This window comes from Xenococcus sp. PCC 7305, from assembly GCF_000332055.1.
Taxonomy (GTDB): domain Bacteria; phylum Cyanobacteriota; class Cyanobacteriia; order Cyanobacteriales; family Xenococcaceae; genus Xenococcus.
On record NZ_ALVZ01000175.1, the window covers coordinates 1 to 22,420 of the forward strand.

The 22,420-nt window shown below is 41.9% G+C and carries 12 protein-coding genes; 7 read left to right on the plus strand and 5 right to left on the minus strand.

Annotation, left to right across the window (positions count from 1 at the left end):
• The 3 genes from XEN7305_RS12405 to XEN7305_RS12415 all read left to right on the plus strand — a co-directional run.
• The coding region (locus XEN7305_RS12405; protein ID WP_238568971.1) for a GDP-mannose 4,6-dehydratase at nt 1–212 on the plus strand (212 nt) is incomplete at its 5' end.
• A 537-nt stretch (nt 213–749) separates the two neighbouring features.
• A complete protein-coding gene (locus XEN7305_RS12410; protein ID WP_006509782.1) occupies nt 750–2,504 on the plus strand; it encodes a sedoheptulose 7-phosphate cyclase in 1,755 nt (584 codons plus the stop codon).
• A gap of 23 nt (nt 2,505–2,527) precedes the next feature.
• Nucleotides 2,528–3,535: a DUF6492 family protein gene (locus tag XEN7305_RS12415; RefSeq protein ID WP_006509783.1), complete on the plus strand. Its 1,008-nt coding sequence runs from the start codon at nt 2,528–2,530 to the stop codon at nt 3,533–3,535.
• A 126-nt stretch (nt 3,536–3,661) separates the two neighbouring features.
• Here the strand turns inward: XEN7305_RS12415 and XEN7305_RS12420 are convergent, their stop codons facing one another.
• Nucleotides 3,662–4,126, minus strand: coding sequence for a hypothetical protein (locus XEN7305_RS12420; protein ID WP_006509784.1), 465 nt, complete (start codon nt 4,124–4,126; stop codon nt 3,662–3,664).
• A gap of 457 nt (nt 4,127–4,583) precedes the next feature.
• Here XEN7305_RS12420 and XEN7305_RS12425 point away from each other — a divergent pair, with 457 nt between their 5' ends.
• Nucleotides 4,584–5,237, plus strand: coding sequence for a tetratricopeptide repeat protein (locus tag XEN7305_RS12425; protein WP_006509785.1), 654 nt, complete (start codon nt 4,584–4,586; stop codon nt 5,235–5,237).
• 2 nt (nt 5,238–5,239) lie between these two features.
• Here the strand turns inward: XEN7305_RS12425 and XEN7305_RS12430 are convergent, their stop codons facing one another.
• Together XEN7305_RS12430 and XEN7305_RS12435 are read right to left on the minus strand one after the other, a co-directional pair.
• Nucleotides 5,240–6,025, minus strand: coding sequence for an HAD-IIB family hydrolase (locus XEN7305_RS12430; RefSeq protein WP_006509786.1), 786 nt, complete (start codon nt 6,023–6,025; stop codon nt 5,240–5,242).
• Nucleotides 5,991–6,197, minus strand: coding sequence for a hypothetical protein (locus XEN7305_RS12435; protein WP_006509787.1), 207 nt, complete (start codon nt 6,195–6,197; stop codon nt 5,991–5,993). The genes XEN7305_RS12430 and XEN7305_RS12435 overlap by 35 nt, the downstream gene beginning before the upstream one ends.
• An 89-nt stretch (nt 6,198–6,286) precedes the next feature.
• Between XEN7305_RS12435 and XEN7305_RS12440 the strand changes: the two genes are divergently transcribed.
• Nucleotides 6,287–6,919 carry a Uma2 family endonuclease gene (locus XEN7305_RS12440; RefSeq protein WP_006509788.1) on the plus strand — a complete coding sequence of 211 codons (633 nt, stop codon included), beginning with the start codon at nt 6,287–6,289 and terminating at the stop codon, nt 6,917–6,919.
• A gap of 15 nt (nt 6,920–6,934) precedes the next feature.
• On the opposite strand, the gene glmM is transcribed toward XEN7305_RS12440, so the two are convergent.
• Nucleotides 6,935–8,329, minus strand: coding sequence for a phosphoglucosamine mutase (gene glmM / locus XEN7305_RS12445; RefSeq protein ID WP_202951274.1), 1,395 nt, complete (start codon nt 8,327–8,329; stop codon nt 6,935–6,937).
• A 265-nt stretch (nt 8,330–8,594) separates the two neighbouring features.
• Nucleotides 8,595–9,020: a hypothetical protein gene (locus XEN7305_RS12450; protein WP_006509790.1), complete on the minus strand. Its 426-nt coding sequence runs from the start codon at nt 9,018–9,020 to the stop codon at nt 8,595–8,597.
• A gap of 252 nt (nt 9,021–9,272) precedes the next feature.
• On the opposite strand from XEN7305_RS12450, the gene XEN7305_RS12455 reads away from it, so the two are divergent.
• Nucleotides 9,273–11,396, plus strand: a complete 2,124-nt coding sequence (locus XEN7305_RS12455; protein ID WP_006509791.1) for a hypothetical protein — start codon at nt 9,273–9,275, stop codon at nt 11,394–11,396.
• Between the two features lie 330 nt (nt 11,397–11,726).
• Entirely contained in the window at nt 11,727–22,367 is a 10,641-nt protein-coding gene (locus XEN7305_RS12460) for an S-layer family protein (protein ID WP_006509792.1), read from the plus strand.
• The last annotated feature ends 53 nt before the right edge of the window (nt 22,368–22,420 follow it).

The following is a 22,420-nucleotide window of genomic DNA, read 5'->3' on the forward strand; positions in this document are numbered from 1 at the left end:
TGATTACTTTCGTCAAAGACCGACCAGGACATGACCGTCGCTACGCGATCGATGCCAGCAAAATCAGAGACGAATTAGGTTGGACTCCCCAAGTAACCGTAGAAGAGGGTTTACGTAAAACAGTCCAATGGTATTTAGATAATCAAGATTGGTGGCAACCTTTACTTTCTCCTGAATATCAAAGTTTTTATCAAAAGGTTTATGACAGGTAGTTGACGTGAACTGGCAAAATTCAGGACGGTGCGCGTCATCATCCCCCCTATTTGAAGCCGACTCACCTTTAGTGCAAGCTGTCAAGTGCGAGAATAACGACAAGCGCACAAGTTATCAAGTCTTTTCGTTGACTAGTTGAGCCGATTTGTATCATTTGAACAGTAAATCACAATTATTTCCTCTAATATTCAAGGAAATTAGTGACTGCATCATTCAATGTGAAATGCACTCGGAATGCAAATACCAAGAAAAATGTAGTCTTTAACACATTTTTGTCCAAAATTCTTCAATTAATAAGATTTCTTTTATGTTTTTTTATGAATTTTCTGACATTTGTGTTAACTTAATTGAAGAAATGGTTACGAAACCATAAGTTGACAAGCAATCCTGCTGAGACGCGAACTTACTTATCTCGACTGATATTACCTTACCTGATAGCTTTGTCTTCAAAAAGGGGGACGAGATTAATACGTGTCTTCTAAGCAAGCGTTGCGCAAGGTTGACATTACACATGCTGTTTTTCTCAAAGTAAATTAATGATGAAGACTACCTCGGCAGTTAAGGCTTTTATCGTCACCTGTGACAGTGAGATCTTGGCATATCAGAATTTAGGCAACGCCGTCGAAGCCATTTGTTGTAATGAAAATTTCAGGAAACTATTGCTTTCTTTAATCAATAGTCCCGCCTTTTCTGAGGAGCTGGGCGAAGAGTTTGCTACGGTCAATGCGATTGAGGGCTTATCCGCCTGTAGGAATCTCCGTAGCTCTCTCAATCTTTCACTCAGTAGTTTTTTCGGTCTTCTCAAACAACTCATCGCTTCCTTAGATATGGTAGCAGGCGTCGAATGGTCTGTTTTTGCTGATAGAGTGCATAATTCTAGCCTGGGAAAACAAAGACTCTTAGAGTTTCTTTTGCATAGCCAAGATAGTGATTTTTATGAAAAATTAGCATCTCGTCTTGTACAGAGTGATCCCCACGCTATATATCCCACCTCTAGTTATCGCGAAAGCAATGCTCATGTAGTCAGTACTGATGATGACCAGACTATTGAAGCTGTGATGACCTCCAAGACTTTCACCTCCATTAGGGTTGTCGAAAACTCCTTAGATCCTCAGGAAACGACCTTACGTGATGTATATATTTCCTTGGGACGTTGTGTTTGTCTGGTTGACCAAAATGTGGAGAGTTATTTCGGAGAACAGATTGAACATTACTTTGACTACCATGGTATTGCTCTAGACAAGCTAGTATATCGAGCGATGGAAGTAGACAAAGGCATCAACACAGTTGAACGGATGCTGGGTGACTTTAAGCGTCTTGGAGTATCTCGGAATGAACCGGTACTAATTGTTGGGGGCGGCGTCCTAACTGATACTGGGGGCTTAGCTTGTGCCCTTTATCATCGCAATACACCTTATGTCATGCTATCGACTTCGATCGTGGCAGGGATTGATGCGGGCCCTTCTCCTCGGACTTGCTGTGATGGCTTTGGCTATAAGAATCTTTTCGGGGCTTATCATGCTCCTATATTGTCCCTTACGGATCGCTCATTCTTTAAAACACTGCGGGAAGGATGGTTGCGCCATGGGATAGCTGAGATTATCAAAATGGCTACGGTTAAAAATGCCGAGTTGTTTGGTTACCTAGAAGAAGCTGGCGCCGAATTAATCGCAACTCGTTTTGGCACACTCAATTGTGAATCTGGCGATCGCATTAGTCTGCTGTCGCAAAAAATTCTTGGAGCTGCTCTAAGAAGCTATGTAGAAGCGGAATACGACAATTTATATGAGACCCATCAATGTCGTCCCCACGCCTATGGTCATACTTGGTCCCCGGGCTTTGAAATTGAAGCAGGATTGTTACATGGTCATGCAGTAGCTACCGGTATGGGTTTTGGTGCCTATCTAAGTTATAAAAACAACTGGATTAGCGAGCAAGATTTGCAGCGAATTTTGCGACTCATTGGTTCTTTTGGTTTAAGTCTTTGGCATGATGTCATGCTCAATGAATCAACCCTCTGGGCAGCCCAAGAAAAAATTGTTCAGAAAAGAGGTGGTAATCTAGTGGCCCCTCTGCCTAAAGGTGGAATTGGGCAATGTGGTTATCTTAATGCTCTCACTCGTGATGAACTCTCCCAAGCGATCGATGAATATCGCGCGATTTGCGCTGAGTATCCGAGAAATGGTTTAGGTATTGAGCCGCTTTGTAGTGATGTTGGGTTGGAAGATCCTTCAACAGTAGGTCATCATCCTGTTGAAGTCCTGAAGGACCCTACTTTATCAACAGTATAGACAAGCATTTTTTAATAGATTATATGTCACAAGAAGAATTCGACTTTGTGATTCCTCTGTTTCGTATTCGTTGGAATACACAGGCAGTGCTAGAAGGAATTACAACCCATTACCAACCTCGCTCAATTCATGTCATTGCCCCAGCACCAGAGGCGCAAGCCCTCAAGGAAGTATCCCAAGATTGGCAAATAGCGCCTTTGTTTACCCATGAGGAAGAAACTTTCTTCCAAAAATCTGGTTTGAGCAAGGACAAAATTTGTTCCGAACTAGATCTGGGGAAATCTCTTTATACTCCAGGTTGGTTTTATCAACAGCTCTTGAAACTTGGTGCCTGGGAAGGCATTGATAATCTGAGTGAATGGTATCTAGTCTGGGATAGCGACTTGCTACCAGTAGCTGCTTGGCCGGCGATTGAGGAACAAGAGAATACTCTTAAGTATAGTTTTGCTCTTCTGCAACATAATGGCACGGGAAACTCGAAGATTGTGTCGGCATGGGATAAATGGATTTGCTCGGTGCTGGGAGTTAATGCCCTAACTGATGAGGAAGGGACTTTTATTCCTCATCACATGTGGTTTAAGCAGGAGCATCTAAAATCTTTTTCCACTCAGATAAACAGATACTATGAATCTACTGATCACTGGCTATTGCTAATGATGCGCTCTGCCAATGAATTTGGGACTTTCAGTGAATACTGGTCCTACGTTTCTTGGGTTGCAAATCAGGCAAAAGAGGATCTCGCTTTTTATCCTTATGATCAATATGGCGAGACTACTGAGCGGTTTTTTGATGATGGAACTGGTCTGTTTTCCTTGGCGCTCAAACAACGTCAGGGTAATTCACGAGAATCTATTGAGCGCTTTTCGCCTTCCTATGCAGAAGTTTCATCATTTATTCGTGATGAATATGGGGCAAATAATCTGCCTTCTTCTTTGTCTTTTGAAAGTAGTCCCCGACATCTCAAAAAGGACAGAAAAAACATGCATATCGAAGAGTCTCGCTCCCGCTGGAATCCCAGAGAAGACATCTAATCCGATGTTCTTTTAGTGAGAGAGTAAGTAATAAAAAGACTTGATTTTACCAAGTCTTTTTCGTTTATTTCACGACTTTTCAAACCTAAAACCTAACGCCTAACGCCTAAAACCTAACACCAATCTTCAAAGCACTTTATGAGTGTGGGAATGTTGCTTAACATTGTCTTCGGCACGCACAATATTTTCGACATTCAAGATCCTTTTTCTCTCTAAAGAATAGTTAAAATCTTGTTTTATTTCTCCTAACCCAATATGTTGGGTTGCTTCGGGACGAGTTTTATAGGTGCGAGTTGCAGCGATCGCTCTTTCTTCAAAGCGATCGCATAGTTGAGCAGACTCGGGCATATCAGAAGGGATCTCAATGGTTTCCCCTTGGAAAAATGCGCCCAAAGTTTTGGCAAAGGCAGATTCATAGGAGGTGGGAATACCTTGTAGAATCGCTTCTAAAGAAGCAGAAGGAATTGGTTCAATAATTTTCACTTCATGAACTTCACCTTCTTCACGAAAGAAGCAAGTTGCTACACCAAAAACGCAGTAATCATCGGTCGAGACATCAGATGCTTGGGTAAGTAATGTGGTAGTTGTCATAAATTTCTATAGGGATAATCGGTTTATTCACCAAGTAGTGCTACTTAATTAATAGTTAGATAATAGATCGAACTGCCCAAGTAGTATGAACAAATGTTATAAAAACACATATTTTTGCATAAAAGTAAGTCTTTAATCCTAAGTAATACTCAGTAGATGTCATTAGATATGATTCCTTTCGCTAAGCATAGATCAGTGAAATTACTCGTGCAAAATTGTGAAATAAGATTTATGAATAAAACTATACAGATGTTAGTTTCCCACAACCTAGGGGAATCTTAACCAGATGTAGCTGCTTCGTTTGCTTTCGTCTTTCTAAAATAAAATACTTTAAATACAGAAACTTTTGATGAGGTGACGGCAAACTATGAGACAGTTCGATTAGTGACCTAGATCACTTACTTCAACCATCCAGCCAGATAGTAAGGTAACGTTAAGCAGAGTCCTTCCCAATACCATGAAAACCAACTTATATGACAAAGTCGAGCCCGTCCTAAAATCGAGAACTCGCTCCCAAACATCGGAAAAAGAACTATGTTCTTCTATTAAAGATATATTAGCTAAAGGTAATTATGCAGTAGCGATCGCGATTATGAATGAATTGATCGTTTTGCATCCAAATAGTGCGGTTTACTACAATAACCGTGGGTTAATGTATTTTCAAAATAACGAACTAACTAAAGCACTTAGAGATTTAACTCATGCTCTAGAAATCGATCCCCAACTAGATCAAGCTTACAATAACAGAGCTAACTGCTATGCTGCCCAGGGAGATTTCATTTCAGCGATCTCGGACTATGATATTTCTCTAGAGATTAACCCCTCTAACATTCGGACTTGGATTAACCAAGGAATCACCTTTAGAGCACTTGGCTCCTATGATTTAGCAATCCAAAATTTTGACATTGCTTCTATTTTAAGCGATTCTTTCCCGGAGACAATTTACGCTGAGAGAGGAAGAACCTATCATCTTAGAGGCGATTGGAATTGTGCGGCGGCCGATTACGGTTGCGCTTTGGATCTTTTAAATAATCATCCTGAACTGGACGACTATAAAGCGAAGGTCAATGCTTGGTTTACAGAATTACTTAATCCTGTATTAAACAAGTAATATCATTCAAATCTTGACCTTGGCTTCTGTAAAATATCCGCCAATTCACAAAACCCAGCAACTTCTGCTTTGCTGGTCATGTAGTTCGGTTGATATTCCAATCTGTCGCTGTAATCTAAGATATTAGCGACCCCCACCGACAGAGGAAAGATCTTCTCATTAAATAAAGATTCATCATTGGGACTATCCCCGACTGTCACAATTTCTTGGGTTGTCAGTTGGGGATAGCAACTATTGAGCACAGATTGCAATCCTAAGGCTTTATCTTGTTCTGGCGGTTTGATATGACATTGCACTGTACTGTAGGTAAAACCCCAGCCTGCTTGTTGAGTGATAGCGACTATTTCTGCAAGTTGCAACGCAGTCAAGTCCCCAATATCAAACGTCCAATCGGTAAGACGAAAACGATTATCTAAAGATTCTTGGATTTGGGGGAATTTTTTTTGCAACAATTCAAATACTGAGCCTAATTTTTGCCGATAGGCTATTAAATCAGAAGTCTGAGTTAGGTTTCGGCAACTATTTGTTTGATTGTCATAGAATACTCCACCGTTTTCTGCGATCGCACCCACGATGGGTAAATAATTAGCAACACTCTGAACCCAGCCCGCCGAACGCCCCGTTACTATTAAAACATCGATATTCACAGTTTTTAAATTCTCTAAGGCCAAAATCAAATCAGCAGTAAATTTGCCATTTTTGGTCAGAGTACCATCCATATCGGTGGCTACCAACTTAACATTATGGAACAAATTATGACTGTGATCTTCCTTGATTGGTTTCAGCATTTTTTCCGTTAATTGTAGCTTCGAATTCTTCTAATGCTTGAGATGCCCCAACCTGCCAAGATCTTTCGATCACTTTAGGAATCAGCTGAGTTAGGGGAATTTTGGGAAATGTCGGACTAGTCTCTGAATGGGGTGAACAAAGGGAATTGTCGCAGTCATAAGCAACTTGCAAAATGAATTACCTCGTATTGATAAATGTTATCGAATAAATTAGTATTACGTAAATAATAGTGATAGAGCCGGTAGAGTTAATTAAAAATTATGACTGTTACTATACCTTTAAAATCTATCCAAATTACTCCTGGTAGTAGTGTCCTCATCGATAACTTGACATGGCAAGACTTCGAAAACATTCTCAATGAATTAGGTGAACAACGACGAGTGCGCCTCACTTACTTTCAAGGAAATCTGGAAATTATGTCTCCTCTGGCAATTCATGAAAGACCACATCGCATTATTGCCGACATCGTTAAGACTATCTTAGAGGCTCAGGGGCGCGACTGGGAAGATTTTGGTTCAACGACATTTAAAATACCTGAAATTGCCGGTGTTGAACCAGACACTTGCCTTTATATTGACAATGCTATTCAAATGCAAGGCTGTACCCAAATGGATTTAGAAATTTATCCACCTCCAGATTTAGCCATTGAATCTGATGTTACTTCTCTCACAACTCTTGAAGTTTATGCTGCTATTCGGGTTCCTGAAGTATGGATTTATCGGCAACAAAAACTAAAAATTTACGTCCATGACAATGGCAATTATCAAGAAAAGTCGATAAGTCCAATTTTTCCCAATTTATCTATTCCTATTCTCATTCCTCAACTTGTCCAACAGGCGATCTCGCAGGGAACGAGTAAAACACTACGGACTTTAAGAAATAATTTCAACTAGTTCACAAACTATAAATTATTGTGCAAAATTTTGCTCGACAACCTTAACTAACTTATTTGTCCAATAGTTAGTTAGTTCTTGATTGATCGCTTCTACCATGATCCTAATCACTGGCTCTGTACCTGAAGCTCTTACTAAAATCCTGCCATCATCACCCATGGCAGTTTCTGCTTGTGCGATCGCCTGTTGCACCGGTTGGCATTCTTGCCATTTGCTGCGAACTTCGCGATCTTCGACGCGAATATTCTTTAAAATTTGCGGATAGGTATCGAAGCTACTATCAACTAGTTCTTTGAGGGAAGTACCCGAATACTGTACCAAAGATGTCAAATGTAAAGCAGTTTGAATGCCATCTCCTGATACTCCATGATGATGACAGAGAATATGTCCTGACTGTTCGCCGCCTAACATCGCACCAGTGCGCCACATTTCTTGTTGAACATAGCGATCTCCCACGGCTGTGCGAGTCATTTTTCCCCCGAGCTTTGACCAGGCTCGTTCAAAACCCAGATTGGCCATCACCGTAGCAATAATGAGATCATCAGGCAATTGACTTTGTTGTTGTAAATGCTGTCCCCAAAGATAGAGAATATAGTCACCATCAACAACTCGTCCTTGGCTGTCGATCGCCATAACCCGATCCGCATCTCCATCAAAGGCAAAACCTAAATCTGCTTGATGTTCTTGGACGGCCTGTTGTAGTGCGGCCAGATGGGTAGAGCCACAATGCATATTAATGCGATCGCCATCCGGTAGATGATGCAGAGCGATCACTTCCGCTCCCAGCTCTTGAAAAACCTTGGGTGCAACTTCAACTGAAGCTCCCCAAGCGAGATCGAGGACAATTCGCAACTGCCCGAAGTTAATATTATTAGGTAGCGATCGCGTTAAGATTTCAGTATAGTTATCAATCGATGCTGGACGATAATAATGCTTACCCCAACTATTATTAGTTAGTTGACTCGTCGAAAAACTATGATAATTAGCTCGCAATCTGGTTTCGATTTCATCGGTAATTTTGCTAGCTAGTTTAGTGCCGTCCTGCCCAAAAAACTTAATCCCATTATCTTCAGGCGGATTATGACTAGCAGAAATCATAATGCCGCCGATCGCCTCTAAGCTATTGGTTAGAGAAGCAACGCAGGGAGTCGGGCATAATCCTAAATGCCAAACTTCTAACCCAACACTAGTTAACCCAGAGGCGATCGCAGTTGCCAACATATCGCTAGAGTTACGCGAATCTTGCCCGATAATAATTACTCCAGAATTGGTCGCCGTTTCTCGTAAGACCTGTCCTGCCCAATATCCCAACTGAAGGGCAAAATTGGCATTGAGTAACTCCCCTGCCTTACTGCGAATACCATCCGTACCAAAGAGACGAGTTTGAGGTAGTTGATTAACATTTAACATTTTAAAAATTTTTTTTAATTGCTCACACCAAAAATGATACTCAATACTTACAATTGAAATCATAAGTGTCTTTCTCGACAAGAGTATAATCGACAGTGGTAAAAATTGGTATAAGACAGATGCCAAAGAGCTTTACTTCTAAAGGACTCAAGAAAGAGTTAATGACTTTTTCCTAACTAGAAGAAGTTAAAATAGGAACTTCCCGACCTAAGACCGGGAAGCTATAACAAAAAACAATGGTTGCAGACTTATATTTTGATGGTTGTTATGGTGTTGTGGGTCCTAGATCAGCGATCGCGTCCCCATTCTGACTCCCAATCCGAACTGTTGCTGCACTAGAGCTAAAGCTGTTCTCTTGATTGGTTCCCAACTGAGTATCAGCAGTACCTTGAACATCGGTAAACCCTGTTATCTGATCTACACTAGTAACGTTGATAACTCCAGCAGATCCCAGTGCGAAAGCAGTATTGGCATTCACTCCAGCAGGATCGTTCATAGCACCAGCAAAGGCATCTTGTTTACCGACAGCGGCAGAAACTGCGGCCCCAGAAACATTTCCTGTTGTGGCGTCAATGGTAAAGGCTGCGGCTGCGGCGGCTCCACCTTCACCTGCGGATGCGATCGGAGCTAAACTCAATGCTCCCAAACAAGCAATAGCACAAGTCAAATATTTAGACCAAGATTTAGACATAGATTAGTTCTCACGAATTTTACTAACTTATTCTTATTCATACCCAGATCTTTTGAAAAAATTAAAAGTATCTTCGTAACTTAATGTATTTAAGTATCAACCAAGTTTATACTTTCAAAAAATGAGTTATCTCTTAAGAGTTTTCACCCAAACTATTCACCAGCAAAAAATAATATTAAAATATCGATAACACTGTTACAGATAGAGTTGTGTTGGGTTACGCTGTCGCTAGCTCATCCTACGAAGAACTAAATGTGTCAGAAGATTTGTCAGTTAACCAACCTCTTTCTCAATCATAATCTTTGCTTAAGAGAAACCTTGTTTCTGTTGTTGTTAACATTAATCTTATCTGTTAGTCCCCAAGTAGCAGGAGAAGAGGTAGATAAGGCTAATTTGGAGAAAGAGCCCAATCCAGAAACTGAAGCCACTCCCAAATCTGATTATCTGATAGCACCTCATATCGTTGACAAGAAAAATCTTCACCCCTTTACTACTAGCTTGAATCTCAGTGGTATTCCCATCAATCATCTGACCAAGCTGGAGGTATTATCCAGTTATAACTACAATTTTGGGGATAGTCTTAAGGGTAATATTGACTTTACTACCCTAATGACTCTTGATAGTCAAGTTGAAGAAAGTTTAACTGTAGATAATATTATTACCATCGAACAAACAGGAACTTATGTGCAATTAGGAACTATTAAAAATCAATATCAAGTAACTGAAACTATCAAAGAACCCCAAACTCTATTAGGATTTGAACTACAATTGAGTTTACTCGGTAGTTGTGAGTCCTTGGGCATAAATGCGGATAATCAATGTGTTTACACCCCAGGCTTGCAGACCGATCGCAATAGCATTGACCCCGATTCTCTGGTTCCGACTCGTGTGATTCATGGCTCCAAGTTTGGTGAAGTTGTAACTCCAGAATCCCTTGCTGTCATGAGCAATCCAGGATTTCAATCTGGGGCTAACGGTCAAATCATTGGTCTTGATTTATTCTTCCCCAACTCCGGTGGCACTTTCGGCAATAGTCAATCTAGTGAAACCAATGTCTCAAGAGTTGCAGAAGTCTCCAATACTTCTGCTGCTGTACTGTCTCGGGTGCGACAAATTGTCCGAGCAAATCATGAAAAAGCGGTTATGGGAAGAACTATTAGAGGATTGGGACTCATTGTGAATGATGAGAATACTCTTCTAACTTCAGCCGTACAATTGGGAACTGAACTGCTGCCAGACATCAACCCACAGCTGTCTGGATCAACCCAACCTGTCAATCCCCAAATTAACAAAAATCTTTTTTTTGCCTCTAATAATAGCCGAGTTCCTCCAGGGAGTTTTACTAGTTATCAAATTGGACTGGGCACCGCAATTACCCCGAAATCTGACCAACCTTCAAAAATTCCCGCAGCGATGTTTAATAGTTTTTGGGTTGGTATTTCCCCGGTTACAGAACGCCGCTATACGAGCAAAAGGAAATATGAGACCATTAGTCCTTTAGAAACTATCGTTGCCAGTGGTGGAGAAGGTGGAAATGAAGGAAATGGTGATTTTCCCGATACTGTAGTTTCGATTACCAATATCGCGGATTTGCCTCTTAATAATGTAGAGCAGAATTTTCAGAACCAAGTTTATTTATCCTTTTTTAATCAAGAAGCATTTGCTCTCAACAGTACAAGTCTGAATGAAGAGATTAATTTTCATCCTCATTTTAGTTTTACAGGAAATATTACCAACAGCGATCGAGTGCTTCGTTACTACACAGGTGTGATCACAGCAGATGAGCTCAAAGCCTATGTGGGCATGGATTGGACGGAGTTTTTTGGTCAAAAAAAGCGTTGGACTTCTGAGCTTGGAGCGATCGCCTATTTAAATCCAGATCGAGACTATTACAGTCAATTGTGGGGAGGGGCTTCTCGAAGATTTCTGTTTAGCCAAAAAGCTAATTTCTTGTTCTCAATGAATTTTAACTGGACATGGGATCGTGAACAGGAAATAGGAGAGGTGTTGCTCACTTCCCCAGACAATTTTCTCAGAGTTAGCGGTAATCTGGGAATAAAACCGTTTTTTTATGGAATTAGTTATGTAGTTGGGGATATCTTACCTAATTCTCTGGAGAATGATATTATCTTAAATTGGGGAGTTAACCTAAGGCAAAACTGGCGATTATCAGCTTACTATAATCTTGTGAATAATACGTCGAGCAATTCCCCCTATGGTGCAACATTACAAGTTGGATTGGGCAAAAATCCTAATCTCAAAACCCTGTCATTGATCTGGAATTACAATAAGTATGATTATGGTCAAAATGCAGCTCAACAGAAATTAATACTTAAAGAAAATAATTTTCGCTTCACCTTTAATACTGTTTTCTAACGATAGCAACTACACCATATTAGAAATATTTGGATTCAACATATTACTCATAAAATTCAAGAGCAATCCCAGATCAAAATCACAACCATCAATTGCTTGACCGAATAGAATTACCTTAGCTATTGAGTTAATTGATCAAGGTAGAGATCAAAGACTATCTCTCCTTAACATGTTGGTGGGCCGTTACTTGTGCTTTTTCCCTAGGCAATGGGGAACACTTTAAGTATCGGCGCATTGATATCGTAGTAGCTCCATAAAATGCGTAACTTAACTTAATTCAGTTTGCTCAAAATATTGTATTAAACAAAATTTTTAAAAATTATTGATGATATGAATCAGCCAGAATTTACTCCTGACACTAATAATCTTCATGATATAGAAACTATATATTCTTTTGAGCAAGACGAACTTTTAGGTTTAGATGTTAGTCTTAGTGGCTCCCTGAATACGATAGTTGGCAGCCTCACCATTGACGAACCTTATATCATTGATGGCAGTACTAGCTTAAAAGTTTTAGGAGATTTAGACATTACCAATCTAGGTTCAATTGTTGGTAATGGAGTTGGAGATTTGGATGATTTAAGCATTGATGTCGAAGGAAAAGTTACTATTAATGGCGATATCGGTGGCAGTGGCCTACAAAGTATTAGTATTACTGCCGATGAAGGATTTGATATTGATGGTGCCAATATTGAACTAACAGAAACGAGTAGTGATATTAGCTTTATTGTTAATGCAGGAATAGATGTTCCTAGTTGGGCAGATTTATTAACTAATCCTCTTTATAAAGATATAAGTGCGACAGGAAATATTGATATTAATAATTCGGTTTTAAGTTCTAGTGATATTACCTTAATTACGAATACAGATACAACAAAATATACTAAAATTGATATTTTTGAAGATGGTTTGGTTGGATTCTTAACTGGTGAACCACTGGCAACAATGTCGACCCAACCAGATAAAATTGGACTGACTTTTGATGAGAGTGCGACGGGAGTATCTACTATTACCCGTACTTCAGGTAGTTGGATTACCGATGAATTTGAGGCAGGTCAAGAAATTAAAGTCGTCGGTTCAGATTCTAATGATGATAATTCCTATACTATTGATTCGGTTACCTCAGATACAATTACTCTAATTGACACCGATGATTTAATTGACGAAGTAACCAGTGCCTCAGTTGATAGTGTTACAATCCAACAGGTTTTCACCTCCTTATTACCCGAAGAAGTTCCTGTGACCGCAGAAGATGTCGATGGCACTTTAATTGATGTGGGAGATGTTACCTTTGAAGACATTTCTGATATTCTGAAAACCGAAATTGCCGAGTCGGGAGTTCTGGACTTAAGTTTGCCGGTTGAAGCCTTATTTTCTGATACTCAAAGTTTGATTACCATCGGTAGTGGCGCACAACTTTTAGCCACCAATGATATTACAGTTGAAGCCGCTGCCACCTCTGATATCACCCTCGAAACCCCTTCGATGATTTTAGGTGCTGCCTATGTCAGCTCTGGGGCAACGGCCAAAACTGATGTCCAAAATGGAGCCATCATCAGCGCTGGCAATAATCTCCAATTGCAGTCTTTAGTGACTAACTATATGACCGCAGGAGTTAGTACCGCCTCCAATATGTTGCTAGATTTAGCAGGACAATATTTACAGGTTCCCGGTCCTCAAATTTCTTTTGCCTATGGTAAAGGCAGATCAACCTCCGAGACGAACATTGAAGATGGAGTAACAATTACCACAGGAAATGCCGATATTCAGTCAAAAAATACCAATCGGTTTAATGTTTACACTGAAACTAAAGGCAAAAATAAAGCGGGATTTGGCTTAACTATTGGAGTTCCCATTAGTGATACAGAATCGACCAGTAACACTAATATTGATGGTCAAATTACAGCAACGGGGGATGTTGTAATTGATGCTGAAGCTCATAACGCCCTGAACACGACGAAAGCCAATACGGTTCTCAAGAAAAATATCATCAAAGATGCGGTAAAAAATGCGGCTAAAGACCAAGTTAAATCTTTCTTACAAAGTCAAAATATTACTGTGCCAGGTAGTGTGAGCCACTCCAATAAACCTATTGCCGATATTGCTGGTGGAGTCATTGTTGTTGAGAGTGTAAACGAAGCTCAATCCTATATCCAAGATAATGCTGTAATTCAAGTTGATGGCAACTTGGATGTTACTGCCACCGCCGAGGAAAACTTTAGGGCGAGCGCCATTAGTCAAGCAAAATTAGGGGCTGATGTCAGCTTGGGTGGGGCTGTCGCCGTGACGAATTATACGAATCAAGCTAATGCTCTTATTGGTTCGGCAACCGTCGATGTGGGAGGCCAGTTGAATGTTAAATCAGATGCGCAAATTCCCAATCAAATTCTCATTGATGACGATTTACAGGCCATACTTGATCTAGATCCTAGTTTACCGAGCTTAGATGGTAGTAGTCCCACTGCCTTCTATGAAAGTGTTGATAGCTATCTGATTCAATTGAACCAGGATTTTGATACCCTAGCTCGCATTATTCCCTATATTAATACTAATTTAGGGGTGGCGGATAAAATTGCTACCAGTTTTGTGGGTGCGGCTGCGGAAACGGGAGAATCGGGTAAATTTGCTCTTTCTGGCAGTATTAATCTTTTGAATGTGACTAATGAAGCCCAAGCCACAATTCTTGAAGGAGCGCTTATTAATAATAATAATGCGATCGCGACTGCGGATCAATCTGTGGCAGTCGAAGCCCTCACCAGTATTGAAACGATCAATATTGCGGGAATTCCCAGTGTCGAATATCTCATTCTTCCCAATTCTAAGAGCGCCGGGAGTTCCGTTGGTGGCACCTATAACCAGATTAGCTATAACAATAACACCACAGCCTTTATCGACGATGGTGCAGAAGTCAATGCCCAAAAAGATGTCAATGTGCTAGCCGATGCGACGAACTTTACCGTCAATGTCCTAGAATCGGGAGGCTCAGCCGAAGATTTCGGTGTCTCGGGAACAGTTGGCTTTAATAAATTTATCAATAACACCTACGCCTATATTGAAGATCAAGCCAAAGTAATCGCTAACAATAAAATTGTGGTAGATTCGCAAACCGACGTCTATGGTTTAATGGTCGGCGGTAGTTTCATGAGTTCGGATAATGTCGGGGTTGGCGCAGCCGTTTCTCTCAATGAGGCAGATAATGATACCCAAGCCTTTATTGGTAATCTTAACAGTGCTGGGTTGGCGATCGCTGGTTTAGTGGATGCGGGGACAGATTTAGAAGTTAACGCCAATTCTAAGGATGAATTTCTCACTATTTCCCTAGCTGGGACTCTCGTCTCCGATTCCACTCCCGATACTCCCACAACGCCTGATGCCGACTCTGAATATGGGGATGGAGATTCGGCTTCTCAATCGGTCAATACTGATGATTCTAGCGCGACAGTAGATGCCGCCAAACAAAAAGCTGGGGCGAGTATCTCTGGGGATGTTTCCTTAAATACAATTAATACTACGACCCGAGCCTTTATTAGTGATATCGCCGATGTCAATATCGGTAACGATCTAACGATTGATGCCCAGAGTGATGGCTTTTTGCTTTCAGTAGCAGGAGCCTTTGCCCTAGAAATGAGTAAAGGTTCCGGAGGTGTCGCGATCGCGGGCTCCTTTACCGAGAATGATGTAACCCGAGATACCCGAGCATTCACAGAAAATACCGATATTACAGCTAATAATGTTACCCTCAATGCCCTAAGTAAAGATCATTTAATCTCGATTACCGCAGGTGGAGCTGGAGCTCTCAATGATGGTACTGCCTCCGTTGCTGGCTCGGTAAATCTCAATTTTGGCGATAGCACTACGATCGCAGCTCTAGGAGATAATACCCAATTAACGGCGACGGGAACTATTGATCTTGAGACCGATTACGATCAATTGATTGTGTCTGTGGCTGGTGGTGTTTCGGTCACCGATGGCAAAGCAGGCGTTGGTGCGGCGGTCGATGTGGGGATTATTAACAATACGGTGCAGAGTTACATTGGTCAAAATGCCAATATCACGAGCTCTCAGGACATCAAAATCAAAGCACAATCGAAGCAACAAGTCATTTCCGTGGGCGCAAGTTTAGCAGTTTCTACTAAACTATTAGGTCTATCTGGATCAGCATCCAGTCAAAACCTCGATACAACAGTTCTCGCCTTCATTGATGAATTAGCCCAAGTCAATACGACACAAAATATCCTGATTGACGCTAATTCAGAAGTCGAAGTTATTGCTGTTGGTGGCTCCGCCGCCTTTGGGAAAACCGCAGGAATTGGAGCAGCTCTTGGCAATAGCAATTTTAAACATACTGTAAAAGCCTATATTGGCAATAATGCTCAAGTTACGGCCAAAGGTGAAGGTACAGCTATTAGCGATCCTAGTAATACCTTGACTGGTAACGGTATTATTCTCGATGCCACAGGAACAGAAAACCTTTACCTCGTTGGTGCTGGGGGTGCTGGGGGTAAAACCCTAGGCTTTGCCGCTTCTGCCGTTGTCAATACGATGGATAATCTGATCGAAGCTTATATTGGACAAAATGCCGTGATTAATGGCGATCAAACCAATGCAGATACAGATCAATCCGTACAACTACGAGCCGATAATACTACCAATATTCTGAGTGTAGCGGGTTCCATTGCAGGAGCCGGTACTGTGGGAGTGGGTGCTGCGGCTGATGTTGAAGTGATTACCAAGCAGGTTAAAGCTTATATTGCCGGTGGTGCTCAGGTCAACGCCTTAAATAATATTCTTCTGACAGCAGATTCTCTAGAAGATATCTTAAGCATTGCCGCTAGTGCCGTAGGTGCTAGCACCGCAGCGATCGCGGGTACCGGCTCAGTGATTACCTTAAATAATACGACTCAAGCATTTATTGATACTGGAGCAACAGCGATCACCGAAGGCAATATTGGGATCTTTGCCGATAATGAAACGGAAATTGATGGAATTTCGGGCAATATTACCGCTTCTGGCTCTGCCAGTGTTGGGGCATCAGCAGTCGTAACAGTAATCGACAAAACGACAGAAGCCTTTGTCGGAGATAGCGCAACAGTACAGGCCAAAGCCTTACGAGATCAAGGTATCACAGCTAAAACAGGTAAATTTGATATTAGCTTTAGCAATGATACGGGCTCCGAGACCTCAGAAGTCCAAGCCCCTGGAGCCCATGATGCCGATGTTAACGAAGATGGTACCAACGATGTTAATAATAACGCTCTAACTCAACAAAGGGTTGCTACCGCTCAAAGCCAAACGCTTAAGGGTTTAGCGATTGCTGCAACTAATAAAGATGATCTCGAAACCATTGCTGCCAGTGGTGGCATTTCCGGCAGTGTAGCAGTCAATCTCAGTGGTGATGTCAATGTGATGAAGAGCAATACTTCAGCCTATATTGGGGAAAATGCTCAAATCAATGCCAATAACGAAAGTGATGGAGCCGAGCAATCGGTTCTGGTTGCTGCGGGTAATGATTATTATCATTTAGGAATCGCCGCAGTTGGTTCAGTTGGAGGAACCGCAGGTATTACCCCAGGGGGAGATGTCACCATCATCGAAAATACCACCAAGGCTTATATTGACGATAATGTGACCCTCAATGCCCAAAAAGATCTCACCGTGATTGCTGATGCGAAAGAAGATATTCTCTCGATCGCCGCAGGAGTAGCGGTTTCAGGAACAGCTAGCATTAGTGGCTCGGCATCAGTTACGGATATTAACAATACAACCTATGCCTATATTGGCGATCAAGATACGGGAGAAACTGATGGTGTAACGGTTAATGTTGGGGGAGATATTAACGTTTCCGCCCAAAATAATACCGAAACCATGATGATTGCTGGCAGTTTAGGAGTAGGAATTGGTGCGGCGGGGATTGGTGGTGCCGTGGGTGTGGTCACGATTAAAAAGGATACCCAAAGTTTTATCGGGCATAATAGTATCGTTAATGCCCAAGGGGATATCATTGTTAGCGCCAACTCTGTTGAGCATATCTTTAACCTCGGGGCCAGTGCCGCAGCAGGATTCTATGCGGGATTAGCTGGTGGGGTTAGCGTTGAAAGTATTGACTCTGATACCACGGCATTTATTGGCAATAGTAGTCAAATAAATCAGGATTTAGGTAGTCTGGGATCGGTACAAGTTTTAGCCACCAATGACCTGACCGTCTTTGCCTTTGGTGGTGGTTTGGGCGCGGGCATTGCTGGTATTGGTGGTGGTGTTGATGTGGGAATTGATAAAAATGATACCTCTGCTTATATTGGCAATAGTACCGACGTCTACGCTCTGTTAGATGTAGATGTACAAGCCACATCCACCAAAGATATTGAAACCTATGGGATCAGTGGTGCGGTGGGGATTGCTGCAGTTGCCGGTTCAGTCTCTGTTTGGTCGCTGGGGACAGAACGCAATTCTAGCTATTCCGATGATGGTAGTACGGAAGATAGTTTGACTGCTAAAGATTACGATAATGATGGTGACCAAGCGACAGCCGATGCCAATGGCTTTGATAACACTATCAATGAATCTGGTAACGGTAATAGCGAATTTAGTACCTTACTCCAAGGTTATGGCCGCTCAGATACAGATAATGTTGCCACAAGACTCGATAGCACCATACCTGATGTGACTAGTGCTTTAGCTGGCCCCGATATTCCTTCTGGAACCGTAGCTGTAATTGGGGATGCCAATATTACAGCCGGCAATGATATTACTGTTCAAGCCCAAGAAACTTTAAACTTTGATGCCATTGTCGGTAGTGTTGCTGGGGGCATTGTGGGAATTGGCGGCTCCGTGGTTGTCACCACTTTAAATACCAATACCGATGCTTATGTAGATAGCAACGCTATTTTACTGGCAGGAAATGATATTACCGTCAAAGCACAACAGGATAAAAACTATCAAGGTAATGCCTATGCTGGACAAATTGGATTAGTTGCCATCGGCGCTCAAGTCGTGGTTCTTGACGATACCAGTAATCAAACTGCCTATTTAAATGATAGTGTGGAAGTTCAAAGCGGTAATACGGTGACGGTAGAAGCGGTGACCAATTCTAATCTCAATGTCGAGAGTATTGGGGGACAAGTTGGGGGTGTTGCCCTGGGAGCCTCGATCGCGACGGCATCTAGTACCGGTAGTACCCAGGCGATCGTGGGAAATCAGGTCGATATTGGTCAAGAAGCTGGGTTAAGTGTGAATAATCTCTCAGTTAACGCTCAAAACAATAGTCAAGTTGATGCTAATGCGATCGCGGTTGCAGTGGGAATTGTCTCTGGTAGTGGTTCAGTCGCTGAAGCTAGTGCCACTCCCACGGTTAATGCCGAGATTGGCGATAATGCTCTAATTGATCTTGACCAAAATGTTGATCTTAACGGATCAGCCAACGGGACAATAACTACTAATGCTGAAGGATATAATGCCGGTGTAGTTACTGCGGGCATTTCTTCTGCCAATGCCCAGTGGACTCCCATAGTAAATGCTGCGGTAGGTCAATCTAGTCAAGTTATAGCAGATGGGGCAATTGCTCTCCAAGCCCTTAATACTTCTCAAGTGAGCGCTGATTCTGCCTCTACCGCTGGCGGACTGGTAGGGGGTACTGGTTCGCTGGCAAAAGCGATCGTTAACTCCGCTGTTCAGATGGATATTGGGCAAAGCGCTGAATTAAATGCTCTGCAAACTGTGCTGATTCAGGCTCAATCGAATAATGTTACTTCCGCTGATGCCGATGGTAATGCCTATGGTCTGGCAGCCGCTGGGGTTACCAAAACTGAATCGCAGATTACTGATGCGGTCTCTATTGTAACTGGTCAAAATTCGGTGATTGATGGCAATGGTGATGTCACCCTAATCGCGACTTCTGACAATAATGCGCAAAAATCTAAAGCTAATGGCGGGACTGGAGGTATTCTTGCTGGAGCCAGTACAGAAGCGATCGCCAATGTTAATAGTAATACCACTGTTACTATTGGCACAGGCAGTCAAATTACCTCTGAGGCGGGAAATCTAACTATTGAAGCGACCAATGCCATTGAAGCCCATAGCGAAGGAGATATTGAGACTGGTGGGCTAGTAACCTTTAATCAAACTAAAGCCGATACTGATGTCACTGCCAATACTCAAGTAACTATTGACGATACAGCTCAACTGAAAGGTCAAAATATTGATTTAAATGCGAAAGTAACTAAGCTAGATGCGGATACCGATTCCTACTCGAAAACCATTGCTGCCGATTCGACAACTCAAGCTGATGCATTCCTAGATGTGATCTCCCAAGTAGATATTGTTGTGGCAAATGCTGCCGATATTGCTGCCACAGAAGATTTAAACCTAATTGCCCGTCAGGATGGGGTAGATACCGATAGTGATGCCCTAGCTGCTATTGAAGTTGGGTTGACTGGAACAGTCGAAGCTGAAGCTCGTAACGATTTTGATTTAGATTCTGATATTGATTTGCAAGCTGGCTCACAACTAGCCGGAGAAAATGTCAATCTCGAAGCCGAATCTCCCGAAGATCAAAGCGCAGTTTACAGCCGAGATGCTGAAGCAGATGCCCAAACCGTTGTTAACTATATTGTTGAAACGATTAAAGTCGTTGAGAAAGTTACCAAGAAAATTCCCATTATTGGTTGGATTGTCAAATGGGTAACTAAAACCGTAACTAACATTATTGAACAGGTTCTCAATAGTAATGAATTGATAAAATTAGAAGGAGATTTCTTTAGCGACAATTCGATTACCTTTAACGGTGATATTTTACAAGGATCGGCTCTCAATCCTCAACTGACAGTCAATGCCGATTATAGTTTTGAGATTGATGGTGATATCACAGCACAAGTTGTCGGTGATGATGTTGTGGTAGATGATATTGCTAATGATAATCCTGGCAGTGTGGTGATGTCTTCTCCGGGAGGAACGGTATCTGGTAATGGCACGATCCATAAAAATGGGGTGTTTGCCAGTATTACCCTGATTAATAATTCCGATAAAAACCTGAAACTTAATAATATCAGCGTTGTCAATCGCAATCCTGATGAACCTGATGTTAATATAAACGCTGAAACAGATACAAGTGATTTCAGCTTTGTCACTGATGTTACCGATGAACCGTTGATTGATATTGATAATAATCTCACATCTAATGTGATTTTTGCTGGGGAAATCGATAATGCGACGGGAATTGTGGATGTTCTCAACCAAGGCGGTGATTTAATTAATCTAGCTGAAGCATCAACAGCGGCTAGTCAGTTTGACCTTAATACTCCTCTAGGAGATATTGGAGAATCAGATACGCCACTCAATCTCTTACTCTATAAAGATGTTAATAATCCGACTTTGAGTGCTGATGCTGGTGGGAACATTTATCTGGCGACTCAGCTATTAGAAATTCGCACCACGGAAACTGAAGAGCCAGAAGCGGCGATCGATGGGGCTGATATTAATGGCATTACTGCTGGAGGTGAGATTGCCATAACTGCGGCCGTTTCTCAAGCTTCGATCGCCTCGGCCGATCCCACAGTAGAAGATGAATTAATTGATGTTACTAGTAGTTATTATTTCAGTAATATTGCTTCTACTGGAGCAGATGTGACGCTAACTCTCGATCAAAATACAGATCTATATTTGAATGGTGATCTCTCGGCAATCGGAACTGTTTCTTTAATTACTCCTGGGGCAATTTTTGATAATGACGATAGCGGATTTGATATTTCCGGCGGTGCATTGCTCATGCAAGCGGATACGGTAGATGCTCTAGAAACAGCAGTAAATGCTCTCGAAGCCGCGATCGCCACAGGAGACTTCATCATAGAAAACACTGGAGCCTTAACCATTGGTGGGATTAGTGATACCGATGGAGTTCAAACTCCAGCAACAATTCAAATCACTACCTTTAGTCCCCTAACTGTAACCGAAACCCTCAGTGCCACAGGAGATATTACTTTAACTGCCACTGATTCTGCGGCTGTTGGAGATGATCTCACGATTACTGCTAGTGCTGTGCTTTCTGCTGCCGAAGGCAATATCTTATTGCAAGGTGGGGATGATATTACCATCGAACGCAATGGTACGAATCCGGTGATTCAAGCTGCTGGGGAAGTCTTAATTCAAGGAGATTACGGCAATGCCGATCCTGATGTCGGTAGTGTCATGACCATTAGCGGTGAAATCAGCGCCTTCTCGGTGACGATTCAGGGCGATAGTGATGATGATATTGTGGATGCTTCTCTAATTTCTGCGGACTTACTGATTGAGGGATTCGCTGGTGATGATTATCTTGCTAGTGGTAGTGGAGAAGATACTCTAATAGGTGGTGAAGGAGAGGACACTCTTGATGGCGGAGATGGTACAGATCTTGCTACCTATAAAGATGCCACAACCAGTGTTTATATTAATTTAAGCACTGGTCGAGGTTATCGTGGAGAGAGCTATGGCGATCGCTTTATTAACCTAGAGAATCTTGAAGGTTCGGAATTTAACGATATTATTAAAGGTGATAATCAGGTGAATCTCCTACTAGGCTTGGGAGGGAATGACCGAATCTTTGGCTATGGTGATGATGACACTATCGAAGCTGGAGAAGGAGCAGATATCGTACGCGGTGGAGACGGCAATGATTTCCTTGATGGTGGAGAGGGTGATGACAGTATGTTAGGCGATCGCGGTGATGATACTATGATGGGCGGTCTTGGAGATGATTTCCTTCGGGATGGGGTTGGTGACAATGTTTTTGCCATCTCAGATGACGATGCTACTGATAAGATTGTTGATTTTAGTCGCAGCAATAATGCGATCGCTTTGTTGAATGGTCTTTTGAGTGATGATGTTGACTTATTACAAGACAGTTCCAATACCCAAATTATGTTCAATAATCTAATCCTAGCAACCCTACTTAGAACCAATCCTGCCATTGTCAGATTTGTCGATCTTGATCTTATTTAGGATTATGGCTGAGAAGTAAATATAATCGGGCTTCGCCCTTGAAGGCAGAGGGC